This is a genomic window from Streptomyces sp. NPDC093586 (genome assembly GCF_044764905.1).
Classification (GTDB): Bacteria; Actinomycetota; Actinomycetes; order Streptomycetales; family Streptomycetaceae; genus Streptomyces.
This window is the reverse complement of record NZ_JBIWJA010000002.1, coordinates 1-20,684: the sequence shown is the minus strand read 5'-3', so window position 1 is coordinate 20,684 and position 20,684 is coordinate 1. Positions and strand designations below refer to the sequence as shown.

Here is a 20,684-nt window from a genome sequence, read left to right as displayed (position 1 = left end):
AGAAGGGGTCACAGGGCGAGGCGCCGGGACAGGTCGGACGTGAACACCCCGCGCGGGTCCAGCTCCGCGCGCAGCGCGCGGAAGTCGTCCAGGCGCGGGTACATCGAGGCGAGCAGCTCGGGGCGCAGCCGGGAGTCCTTGGCGAGGTAGACCCGGCCGCCGGCCGCGGCGACCTGCTCGTCGAGCTCGTCGAGGAACGCGCCGAGCCCCGGAAGCCCGGCCGGGACGTCCAGCGCCAGGGTCCAGCCGGGCATCGGGAACGACAGCCAGCCCGCATCGGCCCGACCGAAGCGCTTGAGGACGGCCAGGAAGGACGGGCAGCGGCGGGCGGAGATGCGCCGCACGATCCGGCGCAGGGTCTCCTCCCGGCCGTGGCCGACGACGAACTGGTACTGCACGAAGCCGCCGCGGCCGTAGATCCGGTTCCAGTGGGGCACCCCGTCCAGCGGGTGGAAGAAGGTGGAGATCCGCTGGAGCTGCCCGCGCCGCGCACGGGGGGCCCTGCGGTACCAGAACTCGTTGAACAGGCCCACGCTCGTCCGGCTGAGCAGCCCCTCCGGCAGGAAAGCGGGAGCGGCCGGCAGGCGCGAGGTGCGGAAGGCCAGCGGTTCGCGCCGGGCCCGGGCGTCCAGCGCGTCCAGTGGGGCGTGGTCGCCGCGGGTGAGCACCGCCCGGCCGGTCGCCGCGCCGCGCGCGAGGAGGTCGATCCAGGCGACCGAGTAGCGGTAGCGGTGGTCGGTGGCCGACAGACGGGCCATCAGGTCGTCCAGGTCGGCGGCGCGCTCGGTGTCCACCGACATCAGCGCGGTCTCGACCGGCTGGAGCCGCACGGTCGCGGTGAGGATCACCCCGGTCAGGCCCATGCCGCCGGCGGTGGCGTCGAACAGCGGCGTGCCCCGCTCCACGGTGCGGACCCCGCCGTCGGCGGTGAGCAGCTCCAGGGACAGCACGTGCCGGGCGAAGGACCCGCAGACGTGGTGGTTCTTGCCGTGGATGTCGGCGCCGATCGCCCCGCCGACCGTCACGTAGCGGGTGCCGGGCGTCACCGGCACGAACCAGCCGAGCGGCAGCAGGACCTCCATCAGCCGGTGCAGGGAGACGCCCGCGTCACACAGCACGGTGCCGCCGTCGGCGTCGATGGCGTGGATCCGGTCCAGGCCCGTCATGTCGAGCACCGCACCGCCCGCGTTCTGCGCCGCGTCGCCGTACGCCCGGCCCAGCCCCCGCGCGATGCCGCCCCGGACCCCGCAGCCCCGGACCGCCGCCGCGGCCTCCTCGTACGTCCGCGGACGGATCAGACGGGCCGCGGTGGGCGCAGTACGGCCCCAGCCGGTGACGGGGCCCCACTCGGCGACGGGAACGGTGTCGGCAGACATGCCGGTGACCGTATCCCCCTAGGACGAACGATCAGTTCCGGAACATTCCGCCCCTCCCCGAAACGGGTGATTAATGGTATGTCGCCCGATCATGCCGGACTTCACGCGCCCGCGGAGTGAACAGTGAGTCCCCATGGACGACCTCGACGACATGGACCACCGGATCGTGACGGCGCTCAGAGCCTGCGGCACGGACCCGCGCGTGGCCGGTGCGGCACGCGCCCTGTCCTGGGCCGGGGAGCACGGAGCACTGTGGCTCGCGGCGGGGCTCGCCGCGGCCGCCGTGGACGGCCCGCGACGCGCGGCCTGGCTGCGCGGCACCGCCCTCACCGCGGGCGCGCACCTGGCCAGCATGGGGGTGAAGAGGGTCGTGCGCCGCCCCCGCCCCGCGCACGTCCAGCCCCTGGTGCGCACCGCGGGCCGGCACTCCTTCCCCAGCTCCCACGCCACCTCCGCCGCGGCCGCCGCCGTCGTCTTCGGCGCGCTCGGCGTGCGCGCGGCCTGGCCGCTGGCCGCCGCGGTGTGCGTCTCCCGGCTGGTCGTCGGCGTCCACTACCCGTCCGACGTGGCGGCGGGCGCCGCCCTCGGCGCGCTCACCGCCCGGCTCGGCGCCGACTGGATGCGGGGAGGGACCCGGTGACCGACACGGCCGTCCTGCGGCAGCGCTCCCCCGAACAGCCCCCGCGGCCCGCCCCGCCCCACCGCGGCGGCCTCGCGGGCGGCCTGCTGCGGACCGCGCGCCCCCGCCAGTGGATCAAGAACGTCCTGGTCGTCACCGCCCCGGCCGCCGCCGGCCAGCTGTTCTCCCGGCACGCCCTGTCCCAACTAGCCCTCGTCTTCGCCCTGTTCACCGCCAGCGCCGCCGCCGTCTACCTCGTCAACGACGCCCGCGACGCCGAGGCCGACCGCGCCCACCCGGTCAAACGCCACCGCCCCGTCGCCGCCGGCCAGGTCCCGGTCCCGGCCGCCTACGCCGTCGGCGGCACCCTGGGCGTCCTCGCGCCCGCCCTCGCCGCCTGGCTGTGCCCACCACCCGTCGCCGCCCTGCTGACCGCCTACCTCGCGATGCAACTGGCGTACTGCGTCAGCCTCAAGCACGTCCTCGTCGTCGACCTCGCCGTCGTCACCACCGGCTTCCTGATGCGCGCCATGATCGGCGGACTCGCCCTCGGCATCCCGCTGTCGCGCTGGTTCCTCATCACCACCGGCTTCGGCGCCCTGTTCATGGTCTCCGCCAAGCGCTACAGCGAAGCCGTGCAGATGGCCGGCAAGGCGGGCGCCACCCGCGCACTGCTCACCGAGTACACCACCGGCTACCTCCGCTTCGTCTGGCAGCTCGCGGCCGGCGTCGCCGTCCTCGCCTACTGCATGTGGGCCATGGAGGAGGGCGGCGTCCCGCACACCAGCGTGCTGCCCTGGCGCCAGCTGTCCATGGTCGCCTTCGTCCTCGCCGTCCTGCGCTACGCCGTCTTCGCCGACCGCGGCACCGCGGGCGAACCCGAGGACGTCGTCCTGCGCGACCGGGCCCTCGCCCTGATCGGCGTGGTGTGGGTGACGATGTACGGCCTGGCGGTGGCCGATTGGTAGCCGCCCGACGCGAACTGCTGGGCTTCGCCACCGCCGGACTGCTCGCCTACGCCGTCGACCTCGGCCTGTTCACCGTGCTGCGCGGCCCCGCCGGTCTCGGTCCCCTCACCGCCAAGTCCCTGTCCTTCGTGGCCGGCTGCTCCGTCGCCTACGCGGGCAACGCGCTCGGCACCTACCGGCACACCCGCCCGCGCGGCCTGCGCCCCTACGCCGTGTTCTTCGCCGTGAACCTCGCCGGCGCCGCCGTACAACTGCTGTGCCTGGCCGTCAGCCACTACGCCCTCGGCCTCACCTCGCAGCGCGCCGACACCGTCGCGGGGGCGGGAATCGGCATGGCACTGGCCACGGTCCTGCGTTTCTGGGGCACACGGACACTGGTCTTCCGCTCCGGGGAGACGACCGGCCACCGGCCGGGATCATGGACCGGGACGACCGGGGGCAGAGTCGGATCATGGACTGGCTGAAGAAGCTCCCCGTGGTGGGGCCGTGGATCGCACGGCTGATGATCACGCACGCGTGGCGGTCGTACGAACGACTGGACCGGGTCACGTGGACACGGCTGGCCGCCGCGATGACGTTCACCAGCTTCGTCGCGCTCTTCCCGCTGCTCAGCCTCGCCGCCGCCGTCGCCGCCGCCCTGCTCAGCAAGGACCAGCAGAACGAACTCCAGGACAAGATCGCCGAACAGGTGCCGGGCATCTCCGACCAGCTGGACATCCAGGGACTGATCGACAACGCCGGCACCGTCGGCCTCATCTCCGGCCTCCTGCTGCTGTTCACCGGTATGGGCTGGGTCGACGCCACCCGGGGCTGTCTGCGCGCCGTGTGGGAGGTGCCGGACGAGGACGAGAATCCGCTCCTGCACCGGGCCAAGGACGCGGGCGTCCTCGTCGGCCTCGGCGGCGCGCTCCTGGTCACCGTCGGCATCTCCACCGTCGCCTCGGCGCTCGTCGGCTGGCTCATCCGCCAACTGGGCATCGCCGAGGGCGGCTTCGGCGGCGTCCTGCTCCACGCCGCCGCCTTCGCCGTCGCCGTCCTCGCCGACTTCCTCCTCCTGCTGTACGTGCTGACCCTGCTCCCCGGCGTCCACCCCACCCGCCGCCGCCTGCTGGTGGCCGCGCTGATCGGCGCGATCGGCTTCGAACTGCTCAAGCTGCTGCTGAGCGGCTACATGCAGGGCGTCGCCGCGAAGAGCATGTACGGCGCCTTCGGCGTCCCCGTCGCCCTGCTGCTGTGGATCAACTTCACCTCGAAGCTGGTGCTGTTCTGCGCCGCCTGGACGGCCACGGGCGGCAAGGACGAGGAACTCACCGACGGGACCGGCGGCGCACCAGCTCCGGCAGCGGCCAGCGACGGTTGACCAGGAACGCACCGCCCGCGAGCAGCACCAGCACCCCGGCGGCGATGCCGGCCGCGGCGCCGATGCCGGTGGAACCGTCCGCGGCGGTGGCGCCCGCCACCGGCTTCGTCCCCACGGAGCCCTTCCCGTCGACGCCCTGGTCCCGCCCCGAGGCGCCGGGCGCCGGGCTCGCCCCCACCGCGCTCCTCGGCGGCACCAGCTCACCCACCGGCTTCACCTTGCCGACCGCCTGGAAACCCCAGTCGAACAGCCGGGCGGTCTCCTTGTAGACCTCGTTGTGCTCGCTCTTCGCCGGGTTCATGACGGTGACGAGCAGCACCTTGCCGCCCCGCTCGGCGACCCCGGTGAAGGTGGCGCCCGCGTTGGTGGTGTTGCCGTTCTTCACGCCGGCGATGCCGGGGTACACCCCTATGTCCGAGTCGCCGGCCAGCAGCCGGTTGGTGTTCTGGATCTCGAAGGACTCACGGGACACCTTGCCCTTCTTGTCCTTGGCCGTCCTGCCCGGGAACTTCGCGCGGACCGTCGACGCGTACTCCCGGAAGTCCTTCTTCTGCAGCCCCGAGCGGGCGAACAGCGTCAGGTCGTACGCGGAGGAGACCTGGCGCGGCGCGTCGTAGCCGTCGGGGCTGACCACGTTCGTGTCGAGGGCCTGCAGCTCCTCGGCGTGCTCGTTCATCTCCGCCACGGTCCTGTCGACCCCGCCGTTCATCGCGGACAGCACGTGCACGGCGTCGTTGCCGGAGCGCAGGAAGACACCGAGCCACAGGTCGTGGACGCTGTAGGTCTCCTCCTCCTTGATGCCGACCAGGCTGGACCCGGCGCCGACGCCCGCCAGATCGGACACCGTCACCTTGTGCTGCGCGGTCCTCGGCCACTTCGGCAGCAGCGTGTCGGCGAACAGCATCTTCAGGGTGCTCGCCGGGGCCAGGCGCCAGTGCGCGTTGTGCGCGGCCAGCACCTCACCGGACTCGGCGTCGGCCACGATCCAGGAGCGGGCGGTGAGGTCCTTGGGCAGGACGGGCGCCCCGCCCGCGAGCTCGACCTGCGTCCCGGGCCGCCCGAGCCGCGCGCCGCCCACGGACGACATCGTCGCCGGGGGTGTGGCCGACGGGCTCGCCGGCGGACTCGTCGAGGGCCCCGGGGCGGCGTGCGCGGCGGGCGCGAGGAGGGTGAGCGCGGTCAGGGCGGCGGCGGTGACCGGCAGAGAACGCCTGGCGGTCTTCTTGGATGCGGGCACGAGCGAGAACGTACCGCCCGGCAGCGGCACGCTCCCACCCCGCTCCCCACCCCGGGCACGGAACCGGACGGGCGGCGGCGATACTGGACCCATGAAGCTCAGCCGCCCCGTCTCCTGGTTCCTGCTCGCCTTCGGGGTGTGGAGCTGGGTCATCTGGATCACTTTCGTCAAGAACCTCGTCAAGGACGGCAGCGGGCTGGCCTTCGAGGACGGTGACCCCACGGCGTACTTCTGGGTGCACCTGCTGCTCGCCGTTGTCTCTTTCCTCTTGGGGACGGCCGTCGGGGTCATCGGGTTGCGCGGACTGCGCGCACTGCGCCGAACGTCATAGCGTCACGCGGGTCACGAACGAGGGGGTCCGACGGCATGGTGGTCGTCTTCGCGCTGGTCGCGCTGGCCGTGGTGGGTGTCCTGGTGGCGGCCAACCGGTACGTGTGGCTGCGCCTGTTCCGGGACACGACCCGTGGGCCCGGCACCGCGCGCCGCGTGGGCGCCGTGGTGATCGCCGGGGGCTGGGCGCTGGCCGTCGGCGCGCTGGTCGCCGAGCGCACGGGCGCCCCCTTCTGGCTCCAGCGGGTCCTGGCCTGGCCGGGCTTCCTGTGGCTGGCCCTGTCGATCTACCTGCTGCTGGCGGTGCTCGCGGGCGAGGCCGTACGGCCGCTGCTGCGCCGGTTCCTGGAGCGGCGGGCCGCGCGGTCGGCCGAGCCGGGTGAGCTGCCGGCCCCGGCCCCCGAGCGCGCACCGGCGGGGACCGCACCGTCCGGTACGGCGCCCTCCGCCGGTCCCGAGCCGTCCGCCGCGTCCGACGCCACACCGCCGAGCCCCCTCGCCGTCCCCTCGCGCCGCCTGTTCGTCTCCCGCGTCGTCGCCGGTGCCGCCGCCGCGGCGGCCGTCGGAACGGTCGGGTACGGCACGTACGGCGTGCTGCGCGGCCCGAGGGTGAAGCGGGTCACCGTGCCGCTGGCCAAGCTGCCGCGCGCGGCGCACGGGTTCCGCATCGCGGTGGTCAGCGACATCCACCTCGGCCCCGTGCTCGGCCGGGGCTTCGCGCAGACGGTCGTCGACACCGTCAACTCCACGCAGCCCGACCTCATCGCGGTCGTCGGCGACCTGGTGGACGGCAGCGTGAAGGACCTCGGCCCGGCCGCGGCGCCCCTCGCCCGGCTGCGGGCCCGGCACGGCGCGTACTTCGTCACCGGCAACCACGAGTACTTCTCCGGCGCCGAGCAGTGGGTCGCCGAGGTGCGCCGCCTCGGCCTCATCCCGCTGGAGAACGCCCGCACCGAGCTGCCCCACTTCGACCTGGCCGGCGTCAACGACGTGGCGGGCGAGGACGAGGGACAGGGTCCCGACTACGCCCGCGCCCTCGGCGACCGCGACCGGGCCCGCGCCTGCGTGCTGCTCGCCCACCAGCCGGTGCAGATCCACGACGCCGTCGAGCACGGCGTCGACCTCCAGCTCTCCGGCCACACCCACGGCGGCCAGCTCTGGCCCGGCAGCCTGATCGCGGGCGCCGCCAACCCGACGCTGGCGGGCCTGGAGCGCTACGGCGACACCCAGCTGTACGTCAGCCGGGGCGCGGGCGCCTGGGGCCCGCCCACGCGGGTGGGCGCGCCGTCGGACATCACGGTGATCGAGCTGGCGTCCCGTCAGGCCTGACCGGTGGTCCTCCGGGCCGCCGGGTCGGGCAGCGCCCTGGTCATGCCGGGCAGGAAGTCCGTGAACAGCTCGTGCACCTCGCGCACCAGCGGGCGCAGCACCCGGAAGCGGGCCAGCACGACGCCCCGTGCGGTGAGCCGGGCGCCGCGCTCGGCGAGCCGGTAGCTGCGCTCGCGGCCCTCGGTCCGGTCGAAGATCCAGTACAGGCAGAGGCCCATCTGGGAGAGCCACATCAGCTCGGGCAGGATGTCCCGCAGTTCCTCGGGCACCTTGGTCTTCGCGCCGGCCAGCACCTGCCGGTGGACGCCGATGGCCTCCCTGCGCGCGTGCTCCGACTCGGGGGAGAAGGGGCTGAGCGGGCTGTCCGGGTCGGCGGCGTTCTTGAAGAACTGCACCGCGAACTCGTGGTACGGCGTCGCGATGTCCAGCCACACCTTCAGCACGCCAGCGAGCCGCGCCTCCAGGTCGGTCTCCCGCGCCAGGACCTCGCGGACCGCCGCCTGGTGCTCGGCGGCGATCCGGTCGTAGAAGCCCTGGATCAGGTGCTCCTTGCCGGCGAAGTAGTAGTAGGCGTTGCCGACGGAGACGCCGGCCTCCTGGGCGATGGCCCGCATGGTCGTCCGGTCGTAGCCGCGTTCCTGGAACAGCCGCATGGCCGTCTCCAGGATCAGCGCGCGGGTCTGCTCGGACTTGCTGAGGGGGGCGCCGTCGCCGGGGCCGTCGTTCTTCGCAGGCACAGGACGAGAGCCTAACGAGTGGCGCAGGCGCCGTCGTCGCAGCCCGGCCCGGTGTACATCCAGCCGAGGCCCGGCTCGTAGACCCAGCCGTCCGCCCTGCGGTACCCGTTGCCGCCCCACCGCCGCTGCCCGCCGCGCCACTGGGCGGCGGCCAGGACGGCGCCCCGGGCCAGCACGGCGCCGGCGGGCGTGCAGAGCCGGTGGGCGAGCCGGCGGTACCTGCGCAGCGCCCACAGGACGACCACCCAGGCGGCGGCGCCCCGGTAGACCTGCCCGGCGTCGCCGACGGCGGTGACCTCGTCGAGGGTGCCGGCGTGGTCGAGGCCGGGGAAGCGCCGGCGCGCCTCGGCCGATCCCGCCGGGACCAGCTCCAGCGGCACCAGCCGGGGCTGCCGCAGCAGCCAGTCCCGTACGTGGGTGCACGGGGAGCACTCGGCGTCGTAGAGGACGGTGAGCCGGCGCACGGGGGCGCCGGCCGTCCCGGGAACGGGAGCCATCGGCTCAGGCCCCGGCCGTCGGGGTCACCCAGCCCTGCGGCGGGACCGGCGGCACCTGCTCGCGTTCCATCATCCCGCGCCGCCGGATCTTGTTGAGGACGTACACGTTGCCGAGGTGCATCACGCCGAGCACCAGCAGCACCACGCCCAGCTTGGTCGACAGCGCCTCGAAGATGCCGCGGGTGTCGGTGATCGTCTCGTCGTCGCTCAGGTAGAGGGCGACGAAGCCGAGGTTGACGAGGTAGAAGCCGACCACCAGGAGGTGGTTGACGGCGTCGGCGAGCTTCTCGTTGCCGTGCAGGACGTCGGCGAGGAAGACCCGGCCGTTGCGGCTGAGCGTGCGGGCCACCCAGGCGGTCAGACCGATGCTGACGGCCAGGTAGATGACGTAGGCGATGACGGTGCGGTCCATGCCCCACCCCTTCTTGAACGCGTTCAAAACGCTGACGGGAGTGACTCTAGACCTGCTTTTGAACGTGTTCAACTCAAGGGCGGAGTGGTCCGCGTCACGCGGCCGGGGGCCGCGGGCGCGGCGGCTACGGGCGGCGGCCCAGCTCGGGGCGCTTGGAGTAGTCCGTGAGGCCGACGACGTTGCCCCAGGGGTCGGTGAACTCGACGGTCCAGCCGGTGGCGCCGGGGAACGGCTCGTCGAGCGGCGTGATCCCCGCCGCGCGCAGCGCCCGGGCCGCCGTGCGGGCGTCGGGCACCTCCAGCCACACCCGCGCGGAGGGCCACGGCGGCGGACGCCGGCCGAACTCCTCCTCGGCCCGCAGCAGGATCCCGGGCGTCTCGCCCCCGACCTTCAGCAGCGCGATCCCGGCCTCGTCGAGCCGGAACGCGACCGGGAAACCGGCCCGCTCGTAGAACCCGACGGCCTCGCCGAGGTCCCCGACGGGCAGCAGTACGTTGTCGAACCCGAGCAGTTCGTACGACTCGTCATCTGACATGCCGTCAGGCTAGGACGGTCATCGCCCGGAACGGCTGATTGTCAGCCCTCGTCGGGTGCGGGATTGGGCCGTCCGGCGGCAAGGATCCCGGCGACGTCCAGGGTGACCTCGGCGCCGAGGGAGTCGGGGAGGGTGACGGTCTCACCGGGGGAGTGGACGCGGTGGGTGGAGTAGTCGGCGCAGTCCGGGTCGGTGAGGACGTGGAGGCGCTGGTGCTGGCGGTCGACGATGACGTAGACGGGGACCATGGCGGCGGCGTAGGCGGTGACCTTGGTCCTCAGGTCGTTCTTCCAGTTGCTGGAGGTGACCTCCAGGACGAGACGGAAGCAGACCGGGTCGTAGCAGTTGTTCTCGATGAGGTGGTCGTCGATGTCGGCGTCCACGATCGCCAGGTCCGGAATGGCGTAGTCCTCGGCGTCGGTGGGCAGCCAGAGGCCGATGCCCTGGTGAACTTCGGTCTCGCCGTCATCGAGGCCCGCCGCGATGAACGGGCGCATGAGTTTGGTCAGGGCACGCGAGTGCGGGACGTCCGGTGGCGGGGTCACGACGAGCTGGCCTCCGATGATCTCGACGCGGTAGCCCGGGAGCCGGTCCATGATGCGGTTCGCCTCCGCGATCAACGGAAGTTCGCCGTGCGGCAGCTCGACGGATGCTGCGGACATCGCGTGCCTCCTAGGGGCTGGTGTCGAGAGCATCATCGTAGGCCGGACCGGACGGGCGAGGCCCTTCATCGTCCTGCCACCCGATCGTGTGGCATATGCCAGAAGGCCCCGCTTCCAGGGAAAGCGGGGCCCTCGTGGACGTGAGGCGGCGTCAGCCGGCGGAGGTCAGAAGCGGCGCGTGATCAGCGCCCGCTTCACCTCCGCGATCGCCTTGGTGACCTCGATGCCGCGCGGGCAGGCGTCCGTGCAGTTGAAGGTCGTGCGGCAGCGCCAGACGCCGTCGCGGTCGTTGAGGATCTCCAGCCGCTGCTCGCCGGCCTCGTCGCGCGAGTCGAAGATGAAGCGGTGGGCGTTGACGATCGCGGCCGGACCGAAGTACTGGCCGTCGTTCCAGAACACCGGGCACGAGGAGGTGCAGGCGGCGCACAGGATGCACTTCGTGGTGTCGTCGAAGCGCTCGCGGTCCTCGGCGGACTGCAGCCGCTCACGCGTCGGCTCGTTGGTGTCCTTCGTGATCAGGAAGGGCATCACGTCCCGGTACGCCTGGAAGAACGGCTCCATGTCGACCACGAGGTCCTTCAGGACCGTCAGGCCCTTGATGGGCTCGACCGTGATCGGCTTCTCCGGGTTGATGTCCTTGATCAGCGTCTTGCAGGCCAGCCGGTTCTTGCCGTTGATCCGCATGGCGTCGGACCCGCAGATGCCGTGGGCGCAGGAACGGCGGAAGGTCAGCGTGCCGTCCAGGTCCCACTTGATCTTGTGAAGGGCGTCGAGGACGCGCTCCTTCGGGTCGATCTCCAGCTGGAAGTCCTGCCAGGTCGCCTCCGCGGAGACCTCCGGGTTGAACCGGCGGACCCGCACGGTGACGGTGATGTAGGGGGAGTCGGCGAAACCGGGCTCGGGGGCCTTGTCGCTCTTCTCCATGACAGGGGTAGCCATCAGTACTTACGCTCCATCGGCTGGTAGCGGGTCTGGACGACCGGCTTGTAGTCCAGACGGATGGACTCCGTGCCGTCGTCGCCCACCTCGCGGTACGCCATGGTGTGGCGCATGAAGTTGACGTCGTCGCGGTTCGGGTAGTCCTCGCGGTAGTGACCGCCGCGGGACTCCTTGCGGGCGAGCGCGGAGACCGCCATGACCTCGGCCAGGTCGAGCAGGTTGCCCAGCTCGACGGCCTCCAGCAGGTCGGTGTTGAACCGGCGGCCCTTGTCCTGGATCGCCACGTTCTTGTACCGCTCGCGCAGCTCGCCGATCTTCTCGACGGCCGTCTTGATCGTCTGCTCGGTGCGGAACACCATGACGTTGGCGTCCATGGTCTCCTGCAGCTCGCGGCGCAGCGTCGACACCCGCTCGGAGCCGGTGGAGGTGCGCAGCCGCTCGATCTGCTCGACGACCAGGGACTCCGGGTTCTCCGGCAGCTCGACGAAGTCCGCCTTCTGCGCGTACTCCGCGGCGGCGATGCCGGCCCGCTTGCCGAAGACGTTGATGTCCAGCAGCGAGTTGGTGCCCAGGCGGTTGGCGCCGTGCACGGACACGCAGGCGACCTCGCCGGCCGCGTACAGGCCCGGCACGACGGTGGTGTTGTCCGCGAGGACCTCGCCCTGGACGTTGGTCGGGATGCCGCCCATGGCGTAGTGCGCGGTGGGCTGGATCGGGATCGGGTCCGTGTAGGGCTCGATGCCGAGGTAGGTCCGCGCGAACTCCGTGATGTCGGGCAGCTTGGCGTCCAGCTGCTCCGGCGGCAGGTGGGTGAGGTCCAGGTAGACGTGGTCGCCCTCGGGACCGCAGCCGCGGCCCTCGCGGATCTCCGTGTAGATGGAGCGCGAGACGACGTCACGGGACGCGAGGTCCTTCATGACCGGCGCGTACTTCTCCATGAAGCGCTCGCCGTCCTTGTTGCGGAGGATGCCGCCCTCACCGCGGGCGCCCTCCGTCAGCAGGATGCCCATGCGCCAGATGCCGGTCGGGTGGAACTGGAAGAACTCCATGTCCTCCAGCGGCAGCCCGCGCCGGTACACGGCCGCCTGGCCGTCACCGGTCAGCGTGTGCGCGTTCGAGGTGACCTTGAAGAACTTGCCGGTGCCGCCGGAGGCGTAGATCACGGACTTCGCCTGGAAGACGTGGATCTCGCCGGTGGCCAGCTCGTACGCCACGACGCCGGCGGACTTCTTGACGCCGTCGACCTCGGTGATGAGCTGGTCCAGGACGTAGAACTCGTTGAAGAACTCCACGCCCTCCTTGACGCAGTTCTGGTACAGCGTCTGGAGGATCATGTGGCCGGTGCGGTCGGCCGCGTAGCAGGAGCGGCGGACCGGGGCCTCGCCGTGGTTGCGGGAGTGACCGCCGAAGCGGCGCTGGTCGATGGTGCCGTTCGGGGTCCGGTTGAACGGCAGGCCCATCTTCTCCAGGTCGAGGACCGAGTCGATGGCCTCCTTCGCCAGGATCTCGGCGGCGTCCTGGTCGACCAGGTAGTCACCGCCCTTGACCGTGTCGAAGGTGTGCCACTCCCAGTTGTCCTCCTCCACGTTGGCGAGCGCGGCGGCCATGCCGCCCTGCGCGGCGCCCGTGTGGGAGCGGGTGGGGTAGAGCTTCGTCAGGACGGCGGTGCGGCTGCGCTTGGTCGACTCGATGGCCGCGCGCATGCCGGCGCCACCGGCGCCGACGATGACGGTGTCGTACTTGTGGATCTTCATGATTCTCGCAGCCCCGTGCCTAGCGGATGTTCGGGTCGAAGGTGAAGATCACCAGCGTGCCCAGCAGGATGGTGAACACCGTGGCGGTGTAGAGCAGGCCCTTGAGCCACAGCCGGGTGTTCGCGCGCTCCGCGTAGTCGTTGATGACCGTGCGCAGGCCGTTGCAGCCGTGCAGCATCGCCAGCCAGAGCATCAGCAGGTCCCAGACCTGCCAGAACGGCGACGCCCAGCGGCCGGCCACGAAGGCGAAACCGATCTTCGAGACGCCGCCGTCCAGCACGAGCTGGATGAGCAGGTGCCCGAGGACCAGGACGACCAGCACCACGCCGGACAGGCGCATGAAGAGCCAGCCGTACAGCTCGAAGTTGCCGCGCGTGGACTTCGGGGTCTTCTTGGTCCGGGCGCGGGGAGCTTCGATCAGCGGTGCCGGGTTGTCGACCGTGTAGACGGAGGCGCCCTCGACGGGGCCGATCCCGGAAGCGGTGGATTCAGAGGTGGACATACGCGTCAGCTCCCGAACAGTTCACGAGCGGCGTGGCCGAGGACGGGGTAGATCGCCCCGAGCATCAGCACGACCCAGACGGCGACGACGGTCCAGAGCATCTGCTTCTGGTAGCGGGCGCCCTTGATCCAGAAGTCGACGGCGATGACGCGCAGACCGTTGAGCGCGTGGAAGAGGATGGCGGCGACGAGGCCGTACTCCAGCAGCGCGACGATCGGCGACTTGTACGTGGCCACGACGTTGTCGTAGGCCTCGGGGGACACACGGACGAGCGCGGTGTCCAGCACGTGAACGAACAGGAAGAAGAAAATGAGGACGCCGGTGACTCGGTGAGCCACCCAGGACCACATTCCTTCCCGGCCGCGGTACAGCGTTCCAGCCGGCACGGAAATTTCCTCCGGGAGCGGGGATTGGGGCCGCGCCGGCTTTCCTTGTCGGTCGGGCCCGGCCGGGTACGGTCCACCGGCCCCCAGCATGGTAGCGACGTGTGCCTGCGGCTCTTACGGGGGGCCTGCTTGTGTGATCAAAGTTGCACTCAAAGGAGCAGTCGGCCGACTGCGGACAGGCCGCCGGGGCGGGGGTTTGGGTGGTTCTGCCGGGTGCGGGGCGTCAGCGGCTGCCCGTGCCCGAGCGGCGGAGCCGCTGATGTCACCGCCCCGCGCCCGTGAGGGTGCTGGTCAGTCTGCCTCTCGCCAGGCGCCGGAGCTCCTCGGCCGCCACCGGGCGTTCCTCGTCCGGATCGTTCGCCAATCGTGACCGGATGGCCGCCAGTACGTGGTCCAGCGCCTCGTCGGTGTCCAGACCGTCCACGCAGATGACGAACGCGTGCCCGAAGCGGGCCTCGTACGCAGCCGTCGCCGCGCTCAGGGCCGTGTGGGCGGCCGCGTACGTGTCCTCCGGCAGGGCGGGCAGGGCCTCCGCGGCCAGGGCCTCCGCCAGATCCCCGGGGGCCAGGTCGTACGCCGCCTCGTCGGCCGCCGCCAGCAGGGCCGGCAGGTCCGGGTAGGGGCGGTGGGAGGCGAGGCGCCGGGCCCAGCGGTGGCTGTTCAGGCAGGTGAGCAGGGTGCGGACGGCCTCGTCGGCGGGGGCGGTGTTGAAGCGTGCCAGAGGAGAGCCGGTGACCGGCGCGGCGCGGGTTTGCGCCGGCACCGGTATGGCGACTCGGCCCGGGAGCTCTGGAAGACGGGGTGCAGGCAGCGTGGGTCCTTGTGGGCGTCACGTGTGTGTCGGCAGGGGATTGTGCGAAAGGTGTGGCGTCACGTTATCGAGCAAGGGCGTCAGCTGTCCGTACGCTGCCCGAATTTCACCCGAACGGGAGAGTTTCGGAACATGTGGTGGACGCGTTGTGGAGCCGGCGGACTTAGGTTGGCGCTGTGAGCCAGCACGGACGCCGGACACCGGCACACAAGGTGAGGCAGCGGGCGGTGATCGCCGGCGCGGCGGTCGCGGCGCTCGGTGCGGGAGTCGGCCTGTGGGCCACCGACGGCGACGGCGACGGCGGGCCCGCGGGTCCGGCGGCGCGGTCCACCGGCGAGGCGGCCGCCCCCTCCGCCCCACCCGGCCCCAGCCGCTCCTACGCCCTGTCCGAGGCGCCACGGACCATACCGGCCGTACGACAGCACACCCCGGCCCGCGGCCCCGGCTGGAAGCCCGCCCCCGGTCACCGGGTCGTCGTCACCGACGCCTCCCTCGCCGACGAGGGACGTCTGGTGGCCGGCGAGCTGGGGATGGCGTACGCCGGCGAGAAGGACGACGCGCGCGCCGGGGACCTGCGGCTGGAGGTCAAGGCCGACAAGGGCGCCGACCCGGAGTCGTACACCATGACCGTGCGCGACGGACGCGTCACCGTCAGCGGGCCGGCCGAGGCGGGCGTCTTCTACGGCACCCGCACCCTGAAGCAGGCGGTGGACGGCGGCGGCACCGCGCCCGAGGGCGTCGTGAAGGACGAGCCGGCCAAGCCCAGGCGGGGCTTCATGCTCGACATCGCCCGCAAGCACTACGACGCCGACTGGATCAAGGACCGGGTCCGCGAGCTGGGCGACCTGAAGTACAACGAGCTGGGCCTGCACTTCTCCGACGACCAGGCCTTCCGCATCGAGTCCGACTCGCACCCGGAGATCGTCTCCCAGGACCACCTGACCAAGGCCGAGGTCAAGGAGATCACCGACCTCGCCGCCTCCCGGCACATCACCGTCGTCCCCGAGATCGACTCGCCGGGCCACCTCGGCGCGGTGATCGCCGCCCACCCCGACCTCCAGCTGCGCAACGCCCGGGGCACGGCCACGCGCGGCGCCATCGACATCTCCAAACCGCAGGCCGCCGAGATCGTCGACGACCTGCTGAACGAGTACGCCGGTCTCTTCCCCGGTTCCCGGTTCCACCTGGGCGCCGACGAGTACCAGGCGCTCGTGGTGCCGGACCCCGAAGCCTCCTACCCGACGCTGGCCGCGGCCGCCCGCAAGGCCTACGGCACCGGCGGCACCGTCGCCGACCTCACCACCGGCTGGCTCAACGGCCGCGCCAGGACCGTCCTGGCCGACGACCGCACCCCGCGCGCCTGGAACGACGGCTTCTTCAAGAACACGTCCGTCGAGCCCCTGAAGGACATCGAGGTCGCCTACTGGACCGGCAAGGAGATCGGCGCCCGGAAGCCCACGGAGTACCTGAGCGCGGGGCGCGAGGTCCTCAACTACAACGACGAGTTCCTCTACTACGTGCTCGGCGAGCCGCAGACCTTCGTCTACCCGACCGGCGAGCGCATCTACAAGCAGTGGACCCCGCGCGTCCTGCGGGGCACCACGGCCGTCGACGCGAAGTACGACGACCAGATCCTCGGCGGCAGCTTCGCGGTCTGGGGCGACATCCCGAACGCCCAGACCCAGGCCCAGGTCGCCGCCGGCATCCGGCTGCCGCTCGCGGCGACGGTCCAGAAGCTGTGGGACCCGGGAAAACCCGAACTGTCCTGGACGGACTTCAAGGCGCTGGCCGGCCGGCTCGGCTGACCGGGGACGCGGGCCGGACGCGCCGGATTGTCCGATACGGCTGCGAACTCCCGTACGACTGTGGTGATGTTTGGACGAGCTGAACCGACATGCCAGGGGGAGCCGGGACATGGGCTACTGGGGATATTTCGTCGTGGGCCGCGCCGAGCGGCCGCTCGCGGAGCTGGACGCGCTGGCGGGCGCCGCGGGCATGAACCTGCGGGTGTCCGCGCCGGACGGCTGGCAGATGTGGGAGTACCCGGGCGGCGAGGGCGACGTCGGGAACATGAACGACCTGGCCGCGCAGACCGGCGCGCCCGCGCTGTTCGGGTACGTCATGGACAGCGACTGCGTGGCCGTGGAGGCGGCGGCGCCCGGGAGCGGGGCGTGGACGACCTGTCTGGCGCGGGCCGCGATGGCCGGGTACCTCGGCGCCGAGAACGAGGGGCTCACGCTGGAGGACTACTTCCTCGAACCCCGCGACGCCGCCGAGCGCGCCGTCGCCTGGGCCGCCGAGGCCGGGCGCACCGCGGACGCGGGGGAACTGACCGAGGTGCTGGCGGCGGAGCCGGGGGACGACGCGGCTTCCGGCCCGGGCTCGGCGTCCGGGGTGGCGCCGACGGCCGAGGACCTCTTCTTCCGTTTCCTCGACCGGCTGGGCGTGCTGCCGCTGTGACACGCGGCCCGCCGTACGCGGGCCGCCCGCCCGGACCGCAGCCCGCCGGAAAGCCGGCCGGCCCGCCGCGGACTTCGCGCACCGCCCCGGTCCAGGGCCTTCGAGGCCAAGGCGACGGCCGGGACCGCCACCCCCCACAGGAGAGGCCCCGGCCGCCGCGTGACACGGGCCGCGCGGCGGCCCGTACTCCCTACAGCGCCGCCACCGCGTTTTCTGTCACACCTCACTGAGTCACGGCTTAGTTGCGTCTTGTACGGCAATGCGATGAGGACATGGACGAGCGACGGTTTCAAGACGTAACGTGCCTTTCGCGCCGACCAGCGGGGGTTCCCTCCCGCGTCCGAACAGCGGTGGATCACCGCAACCACTCATTGAGGAACCACGACGGCGAGTACCCGGTCCGCGAGAGCGGCGCCGGCCTAGGCGCAGAGAGAGGCGCGTTCGGTGCTGGGGGACGACGCGGAGCTGACCGCCGCGGTGCGTGCGGCACAGGGCGGGGACGAGACCGCGTTCCGGACCGTGTACCGCGCGGTGCACCCGCGGTTGCTCGCGTACGTACGGACGCTGGTCGGTGATCCGGACGCCGAGGACGTGGCATCGGAGACGTGGCTGCAGATAGCCCGTGACCTGGAGCGCTTCGACGGTGACGCGGACCGGTTCCGCGGCTGGGCCGCCCGTATCGCCCGCAACCGCGCGCTGGACCACATCCGCCTGCGCGGTCGCCGGCCCGCGATCGGCGGCGACGAGACCGAGCTGGCCGGCCGGCCCGCCGAGTCCGACACCGCCGGTGAGGCCATCGAGGCCCTGGCCACCGACAGCGCCCTCTCCCTCATCGCACGGCTGCCCCAGGACCAGGCCGAGGCGGTCGTCCTGCGGGTGGTCGTCGGCCTCGACGCCAAGAGCGCGGCCCGGACGCTGGGCAAGCGCCCCGGCGCCGTCCGCACGGCGGCGCACCGCGGTCTGAAGCGCCTGGCCGAACTGCTCGGCGGGGATCCGGAATCCACCGGGGTGCTCGACGCCGTGCCGCCCCAGCGAGAACCGCGCCGCCGCGCGGTGACGTCCGCGACTGTGACGCATACGCGTGCACGGACGCAGAAGGACATGTGATGGCGGACGAGCAGGACGGGTGGCTGGACCGCGGAACGGCGGAGATCCTGCTGCGCGGAGAGTCACTGGAAGCGGTCGACCCCGCGGTCCGGGACCGGGCCGAACGGCTCGCCGGAACCCTGGACGCGCTCGCGGCGCTCCCCGCCCCGACCGGCGGCGAACTGCCCGGTGAGGCCGCCGCGCTGGCCGCCTTCCGCGAGGCGCGCGCCGATCGCGCCGGGGACCGGGCCGACGCGCCGTCCGCCCTCGGCGCCGCGGCACGGCCCTCCGACGCCGGACTGGTCCGCATCGGCCCGCGTCGCGACGGCGCCCGGCGCTCCCGCTGGGGCCGTCCCCTGCGCCTCGGACTGGCCGCGGCGCTGACCGCCGGGATGGTCGGCGGGGTCGCGGTCGCGGCCGGAACCGGAGTCCTGCCGACGCCGTTCGGCGGTACCGATCCGGACCCCGTGCCCACCGCCTCGGTGGCGGTGACCCCCGACGGCACGCTCGGCCCGCCCACGCCGCTGGACGACCCGCGGGGCGGATCCACGCCCGGCCCCTCCGGGACCACGCGCGACGAGGCGGGCGGCGGCACGGCCGGCGGCCACGGCCCGGACGCCGGCGGCCGGCGGCCGGAACTCGCCAGGTCCTGCCGTGACGTGGGCTCGGGCAAGGAACTCGACGGCGCCCGCCGGCGCGCACTGACGGAGGCGGCCGGCGGCACCTCACAGGTGGGCGCGTTCTGCCGGAGCGTCCTCGCCGGCCCCGACGCCACGACCCGGAACCGGACCGGAGCCGGAGCCGGTGCCGGAGAGGCCGCGGAGGGCCTTCTGCGCGGGGCGACGGGTGACGGCAAGCCCCGGAAGGACACCGGCGGCAAGGACAGCAAGAGCGGCAAGGACAGCAAGGACAGCAAGAACGACAAGGGCAACAAGAGCGACAACGGCAACAAGAGCGACAACGGCGACAAGGGCGGCGAGAGCGGCAAGGGCGGCAAGGGCGGCGGCGGTGCGAAGCAGGGGGAGGACGGCGGTGACGAGGACGGTGACGGTGTCCGCGCAACTCCCCGCGGCCAAGGGGCCCCGGCGCTGCGGCCCGCCCACGTCACGGGTGCTCCCACGGTCCTCCTGCCCCTCCCGGGCCTGCGGCCCACGCGCGCGCTGCAGGAGCTGACGTCGCTTGGCAACACCGCCTGACCTGCGTTTTCGTCAGCGGGCGGCGTGTGTTCCGGCGGAGGTGTGACACTTTTGGCCGCCGGGGCGCAGTACTGAGTGAGCCGACTGGTCATCGGCTTTCGCACCGAGCCCGGGTTCCCCCCGTACCCACGGCTCGTGCACCCCGGCGCGGGTGGGACTTGTTCCCCCGGTCCCGCCCGCGCCCCTTCCGCTCCCGCGCCGTCTCACCGGTACACGACGACCTTGTCGCCGTTGCGCACCCGCGCGTACAGGTCCGCGATCGCCCCCTCGTCCCGCACGTTGACGCATCCGTGCGAGGCGCCGGCGTAGCCGCGGGCGGCGAAGTCGTACGAGTAGTGCACGGCCTGGCCGCCGCTGAAGAACATCGCGTACGGCATCGGCGAGCGGTAGAGCGTCGACCAGTGGTGGCGGGACTTCCAGTAGACGTGGAAGACGCCCTCCCGGGTCGGCGTGTACTGGGAACCGAACCGCACCGCCGTCGTCGACACCGTCCGTCCGTCGACCATCCAGCGCAGCGTCCGGCTCGACTTGCTGATGCACAGCACCCGTCCGGTCAGACAGCGCGGGTCGGGCGCGGCGGCCGGCTGCCCGCCCATCAGGTACAGCTGCCACCTGCCCGGTTCCCGCGTCATCGCCAGCAGCCGCTGCCAGGTGACGGTGTCCGTGCGGCCCGTGACCGGCAGCCCGCGCTTGCGCTGGAAGCCGCTCACCGCCCGCTCGGTCAGGTCGTCGTACGTCCCCGTCGGCCCGTCGACGAGCCAGCCGATCTGGCGCAGTCGCGCCTGGAGCTCGCGGACGTCCCGACCCGTGGCGCCCCGCGACCACAGCACCCGCGCCGGGGGACCGGCGGGCGGGGCGGCGGCCGGCCGGCCGGCGGACGGGGCCCGCCTCGTCGGCACCCCGGGGACGGCACCGGACGCGGACGCGCCCCCCGCACCCTCGGCACCGGGCACCGGTCCGCCCGTGCCGCCGGCGCCCGGCACCGGCCGGCCCGCGCCGTCGATGCCGGGGCCCTGCACCGTGCAGCCGCCCGCCGCCAGCACGGCGCCCAGGGCGCAGACGACCGCGCCCCGCCCGTACCGCCCGCTCCTCATGCCCCTCATGCGCATCACAGTCCCCGTCGTCTCGCGGTTCCGCACGGATGTCCCCCGGAGATGCTCCCCGCGGATGACGCGCCGCGAACGGCACGGCATCGTTGTGACCGGGACCGCAACGCGGTTGTGAGGAAGGTCCCAGCGCGTGCCCCTCCACCCGGGTGCGCGCCCGCCGATACAGTCCGTCGCAGGCTCGGTCCGTACCGGCGAGTACCTGACGGTCGGTCCGATCAGCTCGAACACATGCTCAGCGGGAGGCAACGCACCATGACGCGCGAGTCGGGCAGTGCTCGATCCACCGAGTCCGGACTGCCCATCGAGCCGGTCTACGGGCCCGACACCCAGGCGGGCTGGGACCCGGCCGAGAAGCTGGGCGAGCCGGGGGCGTACCCCT

The 20,684-nt window shown here is 72.6% G+C and carries 23 protein-coding genes; 10 read left to right on the top strand and 13 right to left on the bottom strand.

The window, feature by feature from the left end:
- Positions 1–8: 8 nt before the first annotated feature.
- Positions 9–1,376, bottom strand: a complete 1,368-nt coding sequence (locus ACIRFH_RS02255; RefSeq protein ID WP_403516677.1) for an FAD-binding protein — start codon at positions 1,374–1,376, stop codon at positions 9–11.
- A gap of 133 nt (positions 1,377–1,509) precedes the next feature.
- Here ACIRFH_RS02255 and ACIRFH_RS02250 point away from each other — a divergent pair, with 133 nt between their 5' ends.
- From ACIRFH_RS02250 to ACIRFH_RS02235, 4 genes are read left to right on the top strand one after another with little or no spacing between them, the layout of a single operon-like run.
- Positions 1,510–2,016 (top strand): phosphatase PAP2 family protein, encoded by a 507-nt coding sequence (locus tag ACIRFH_RS02250; RefSeq protein ID WP_403516676.1) that lies wholly within the window; start codon positions 1,510–1,512, stop codon positions 2,014–2,016.
- The gene (locus ACIRFH_RS02245; protein WP_403516675.1) at positions 2,013–2,963 is read left to right on the top strand and encodes a decaprenyl-phosphate phosphoribosyltransferase; all 951 of its coding nucleotides are present in this window, start codon (positions 2,013–2,015) and stop codon (positions 2,961–2,963) included. The genes ACIRFH_RS02250 and ACIRFH_RS02245 overlap by 4 nt, the downstream gene beginning before the upstream one ends.
- Complete coding sequence (locus ACIRFH_RS02240) at positions 2,957–3,427, top strand: GtrA family protein (protein ID WP_403516674.1); 471 nt, start codon at positions 2,957–2,959, stop codon at positions 3,425–3,427. The genes ACIRFH_RS02245 and ACIRFH_RS02240 overlap by 7 nt, the downstream gene beginning before the upstream one ends.
- The gene (locus tag ACIRFH_RS02235; protein WP_403516673.1) at positions 3,415–4,323 is read left to right on the top strand and encodes a YihY/virulence factor BrkB family protein; all 909 of its coding nucleotides are present in this window, start codon (positions 3,415–3,417) and stop codon (positions 4,321–4,323) included. Before ACIRFH_RS02240 ends, ACIRFH_RS02235 begins: the two co-directional genes overlap by 13 nt.
- On the opposite strand, the gene ACIRFH_RS02230 is transcribed toward ACIRFH_RS02235, so the two are convergent.
- A complete protein-coding gene (locus ACIRFH_RS02230) occupies positions 4,271–5,560 on the bottom strand; it encodes a D-alanyl-D-alanine carboxypeptidase family protein (RefSeq protein ID WP_403516672.1) in 1,290 nt (429 codons plus the stop codon). The genes ACIRFH_RS02235 and ACIRFH_RS02230 overlap by 53 nt on opposite strands.
- Positions 5,561–5,651: 91 nt before the next feature.
- Here ACIRFH_RS02230 and ACIRFH_RS02225 point away from each other — a divergent pair, with 91 nt between their 5' ends.
- Together ACIRFH_RS02225 and ACIRFH_RS02220 are read left to right on the top strand one after the other, a co-directional pair.
- On the top strand, positions 5,652–5,891 hold the full coding sequence (locus tag ACIRFH_RS02225; RefSeq protein ID WP_403516671.1) for an SCO4848 family membrane protein: 240 nt from the start codon (positions 5,652–5,654) through the stop codon (positions 5,889–5,891).
- Positions 5,892–5,926: 35 nt separating this feature from the next.
- Positions 5,927–7,219: a metallophosphoesterase gene (locus ACIRFH_RS02220; protein ID WP_403516670.1), complete on the top strand. Its 1,293-nt coding sequence runs from the start codon at positions 5,927–5,929 to the stop codon at positions 7,217–7,219.
- Here the strand turns inward: ACIRFH_RS02220 and ACIRFH_RS02215 are convergent.
- The 10 genes from ACIRFH_RS02215 to ACIRFH_RS02170 form a co-directional block, all read right to left on the bottom strand.
- The gene (locus ACIRFH_RS02215; protein ID WP_403516669.1) at positions 7,210–7,956 is read right to left on the bottom strand and encodes a TetR/AcrR family transcriptional regulator; all 747 of its coding nucleotides are present in this window, start codon (positions 7,954–7,956) and stop codon (positions 7,210–7,212) included. The two genes, ACIRFH_RS02220 and ACIRFH_RS02215, sit on opposite strands and share 10 nt — an antisense overlap.
- 11 nt (positions 7,957–7,967) lie before the next feature.
- A complete protein-coding gene (locus ACIRFH_RS02210) occupies positions 7,968–8,453 on the bottom strand; it encodes a thiol-disulfide oxidoreductase DCC family protein (protein ID WP_403516668.1) in 486 nt (161 codons plus the stop codon).
- A gap of 4 nt (positions 8,454–8,457) precedes the next feature.
- The gene (locus tag ACIRFH_RS02205) at positions 8,458–8,865 is read right to left on the bottom strand and encodes a hypothetical protein (protein WP_403516667.1); all 408 of its coding nucleotides are present in this window, start codon (positions 8,863–8,865) and stop codon (positions 8,458–8,460) included.
- A 124-nt stretch (positions 8,866–8,989) separates the two neighbouring features.
- Entirely contained in the window at positions 8,990–9,400 is a 411-nt protein-coding gene (locus ACIRFH_RS02200) for a VOC family protein (protein ID WP_403516666.1), read from the bottom strand.
- Between the two features lie 41 nt (positions 9,401–9,441).
- Positions 9,442–10,062, bottom strand: a complete 621-nt coding sequence (locus ACIRFH_RS02195; protein ID WP_403516665.1) for a Uma2 family endonuclease — start codon at positions 10,060–10,062, stop codon at positions 9,442–9,444.
- Positions 10,063–10,227: 165 nt separating this feature from the next.
- Positions 10,228–11,001, bottom strand: coding sequence for a succinate dehydrogenase iron-sulfur subunit (locus ACIRFH_RS02190; RefSeq protein WP_403516664.1), 774 nt, complete (start codon positions 10,999–11,001; stop codon positions 10,228–10,230).
- Positions 11,001–12,755, bottom strand: a complete 1,755-nt coding sequence (gene sdhA, locus ACIRFH_RS02185; RefSeq protein ID WP_403516663.1) for a succinate dehydrogenase flavoprotein subunit — start codon at positions 12,753–12,755, stop codon at positions 11,001–11,003. The genes ACIRFH_RS02190 and sdhA overlap by 1 nt, the downstream gene beginning before the upstream one ends.
- Before the next feature lie 19 nt (positions 12,756–12,774).
- Positions 12,775–13,257: a succinate dehydrogenase hydrophobic membrane anchor subunit gene (locus tag ACIRFH_RS02180; protein ID WP_403516662.1), complete on the bottom strand. Its 483-nt coding sequence runs from the start codon at positions 13,255–13,257 to the stop codon at positions 12,775–12,777.
- Between the two features lie 5 nt (positions 13,258–13,262).
- Positions 13,263–13,643: a succinate dehydrogenase, cytochrome b556 subunit gene (gene sdhC, locus ACIRFH_RS02175; RefSeq protein ID WP_403516661.1), complete on the bottom strand. Its 381-nt coding sequence runs from the start codon at positions 13,641–13,643 to the stop codon at positions 13,263–13,265.
- 262 nt (positions 13,644–13,905) lie between these two features.
- Entirely contained in the window at positions 13,906–14,406 is a 501-nt protein-coding gene (locus tag ACIRFH_RS02170) for a 2-oxo-4-hydroxy-4-carboxy-5-ureidoimidazoline decarboxylase (protein ID WP_403516660.1), read from the bottom strand.
- A 275-nt stretch (positions 14,407–14,681) separates the two neighbouring features.
- On the opposite strand from ACIRFH_RS02170, the gene ACIRFH_RS02165 reads away from it, so the two are divergent.
- The 4 genes from ACIRFH_RS02165 (at position 14,682) to ACIRFH_RS02150 (ending at position 19,196) form a co-directional block, all read left to right on the top strand.
- Positions 14,682–16,259, top strand: coding sequence for a glycoside hydrolase family 20 protein (locus tag ACIRFH_RS02165; RefSeq protein WP_403516950.1), 1,578 nt, complete (start codon positions 14,682–14,684; stop codon positions 16,257–16,259).
- A 109-nt stretch (positions 16,260–16,368) separates the two neighbouring features.
- Positions 16,369–16,914 (top strand): hypothetical protein, encoded by a 546-nt coding sequence (locus tag ACIRFH_RS02160; protein ID WP_403516659.1) that lies wholly within the window; start codon positions 16,369–16,371, stop codon positions 16,912–16,914.
- Positions 16,915–17,358: 444 nt separating this feature from the next.
- Positions 17,359–18,021 (top strand): RNA polymerase sigma factor, encoded by a 663-nt coding sequence (locus ACIRFH_RS02155; protein WP_403516658.1) that lies wholly within the window; start codon positions 17,359–17,361, stop codon positions 18,019–18,021.
- Positions 18,021–19,196 (top strand): hypothetical protein, encoded by a 1,176-nt coding sequence (locus ACIRFH_RS02150; protein ID WP_403516657.1) that lies wholly within the window; start codon positions 18,021–18,023, stop codon positions 19,194–19,196. The genes ACIRFH_RS02155 and ACIRFH_RS02150 overlap by 1 nt, the downstream gene beginning before the upstream one ends.
- 203 nt (positions 19,197–19,399) lie before the next feature.
- On the opposite strand, the gene ACIRFH_RS02145 is transcribed toward ACIRFH_RS02150, so the two are convergent.
- Positions 19,400–20,305, bottom strand: coding sequence for a L,D-transpeptidase family protein (locus tag ACIRFH_RS02145; protein ID WP_403516656.1), 906 nt, complete (start codon positions 20,303–20,305; stop codon positions 19,400–19,402).
- Between the last annotated feature and the right edge of the window lie 379 nt (positions 20,306–20,684).

Excerpts from the sequence above, each read along its gene's own strand:
- ACIRFH_RS02145 (WP_403516656.1), bottom strand. The coding sequence starts at position 20,305 with ATGCGCATGAGGGGCATGAGGAGCGGGCGGTACGGGCGGGGCGCGGTC.
- ACIRFH_RS02255 (WP_403516677.1), bottom strand. The coding sequence starts at position 1,376 with ATGTCTGCCGACACCGTTCCCGTCGCCGAGTGGGGCCCCGTCACCGGC.
- ACIRFH_RS02150 (WP_403516657.1), top strand. The coding sequence starts at position 18,021 with ATGGCGGACGAGCAGGACGGGTGGCTGGACCGCGGAACGGCGGAGATC.
- ACIRFH_RS02235 (WP_403516673.1), top strand. The coding sequence starts at position 3,415 with ATGGACTGGCTGAAGAAGCTCCCCGTGGTGGGGCCGTGGATCGCACGG.
- ACIRFH_RS02205 (WP_403516667.1), bottom strand. The coding sequence starts at position 8,865 with ATGGACCGCACCGTCATCGCCTACGTCATCTACCTGGCCGTCAGCATC.
- ACIRFH_RS02190 (WP_403516664.1), bottom strand. The coding sequence starts at position 11,001 with ATGGCTACCCCTGTCATGGAGAAGAGCGACAAGGCCCCCGAGCCCGGT.
- ACIRFH_RS02195 (WP_403516665.1), bottom strand. The coding sequence starts at position 10,062 with ATGTCCGCAGCATCCGTCGAGCTGCCGCACGGCGAACTTCCGTTGATC.
- ACIRFH_RS02180 (WP_403516662.1), bottom strand. The coding sequence starts at position 13,257 with ATGTCCACCTCTGAATCCACCGCTTCCGGGATCGGCCCCGTCGAGGGC.
- ACIRFH_RS02220 (WP_403516670.1), top strand. The coding sequence starts at position 5,927 with ATGGTGGTCGTCTTCGCGCTGGTCGCGCTGGCCGTGGTGGGTGTCCTG.
- ACIRFH_RS02160 (WP_403516659.1), top strand. The coding sequence starts at position 16,369 with ATGGGCTACTGGGGATATTTCGTCGTGGGCCGCGCCGAGCGGCCGCTC.
- ACIRFH_RS02250 (WP_403516676.1), top strand. The coding sequence starts at position 1,510 with ATGGACGACCTCGACGACATGGACCACCGGATCGTGACGGCGCTCAGA.
- sdhA (WP_403516663.1), bottom strand. The coding sequence starts at position 12,755 with ATGAAGATCCACAAGTACGACACCGTCATCGTCGGCGCCGGTGGCGCC.
- ACIRFH_RS02200 (WP_403516666.1), bottom strand. The coding sequence starts at position 9,400 with ATGTCAGATGACGAGTCGTACGAACTGCTCGGGTTCGACAACGTACTG.
- ACIRFH_RS02210 (WP_403516668.1), bottom strand. The coding sequence starts at position 8,453 with ATGGCTCCCGTTCCCGGGACGGCCGGCGCCCCCGTGCGCCGGCTCACC.
- ACIRFH_RS02225 (WP_403516671.1), top strand. The coding sequence starts at position 5,652 with ATGAAGCTCAGCCGCCCCGTCTCCTGGTTCCTGCTCGCCTTCGGGGTG.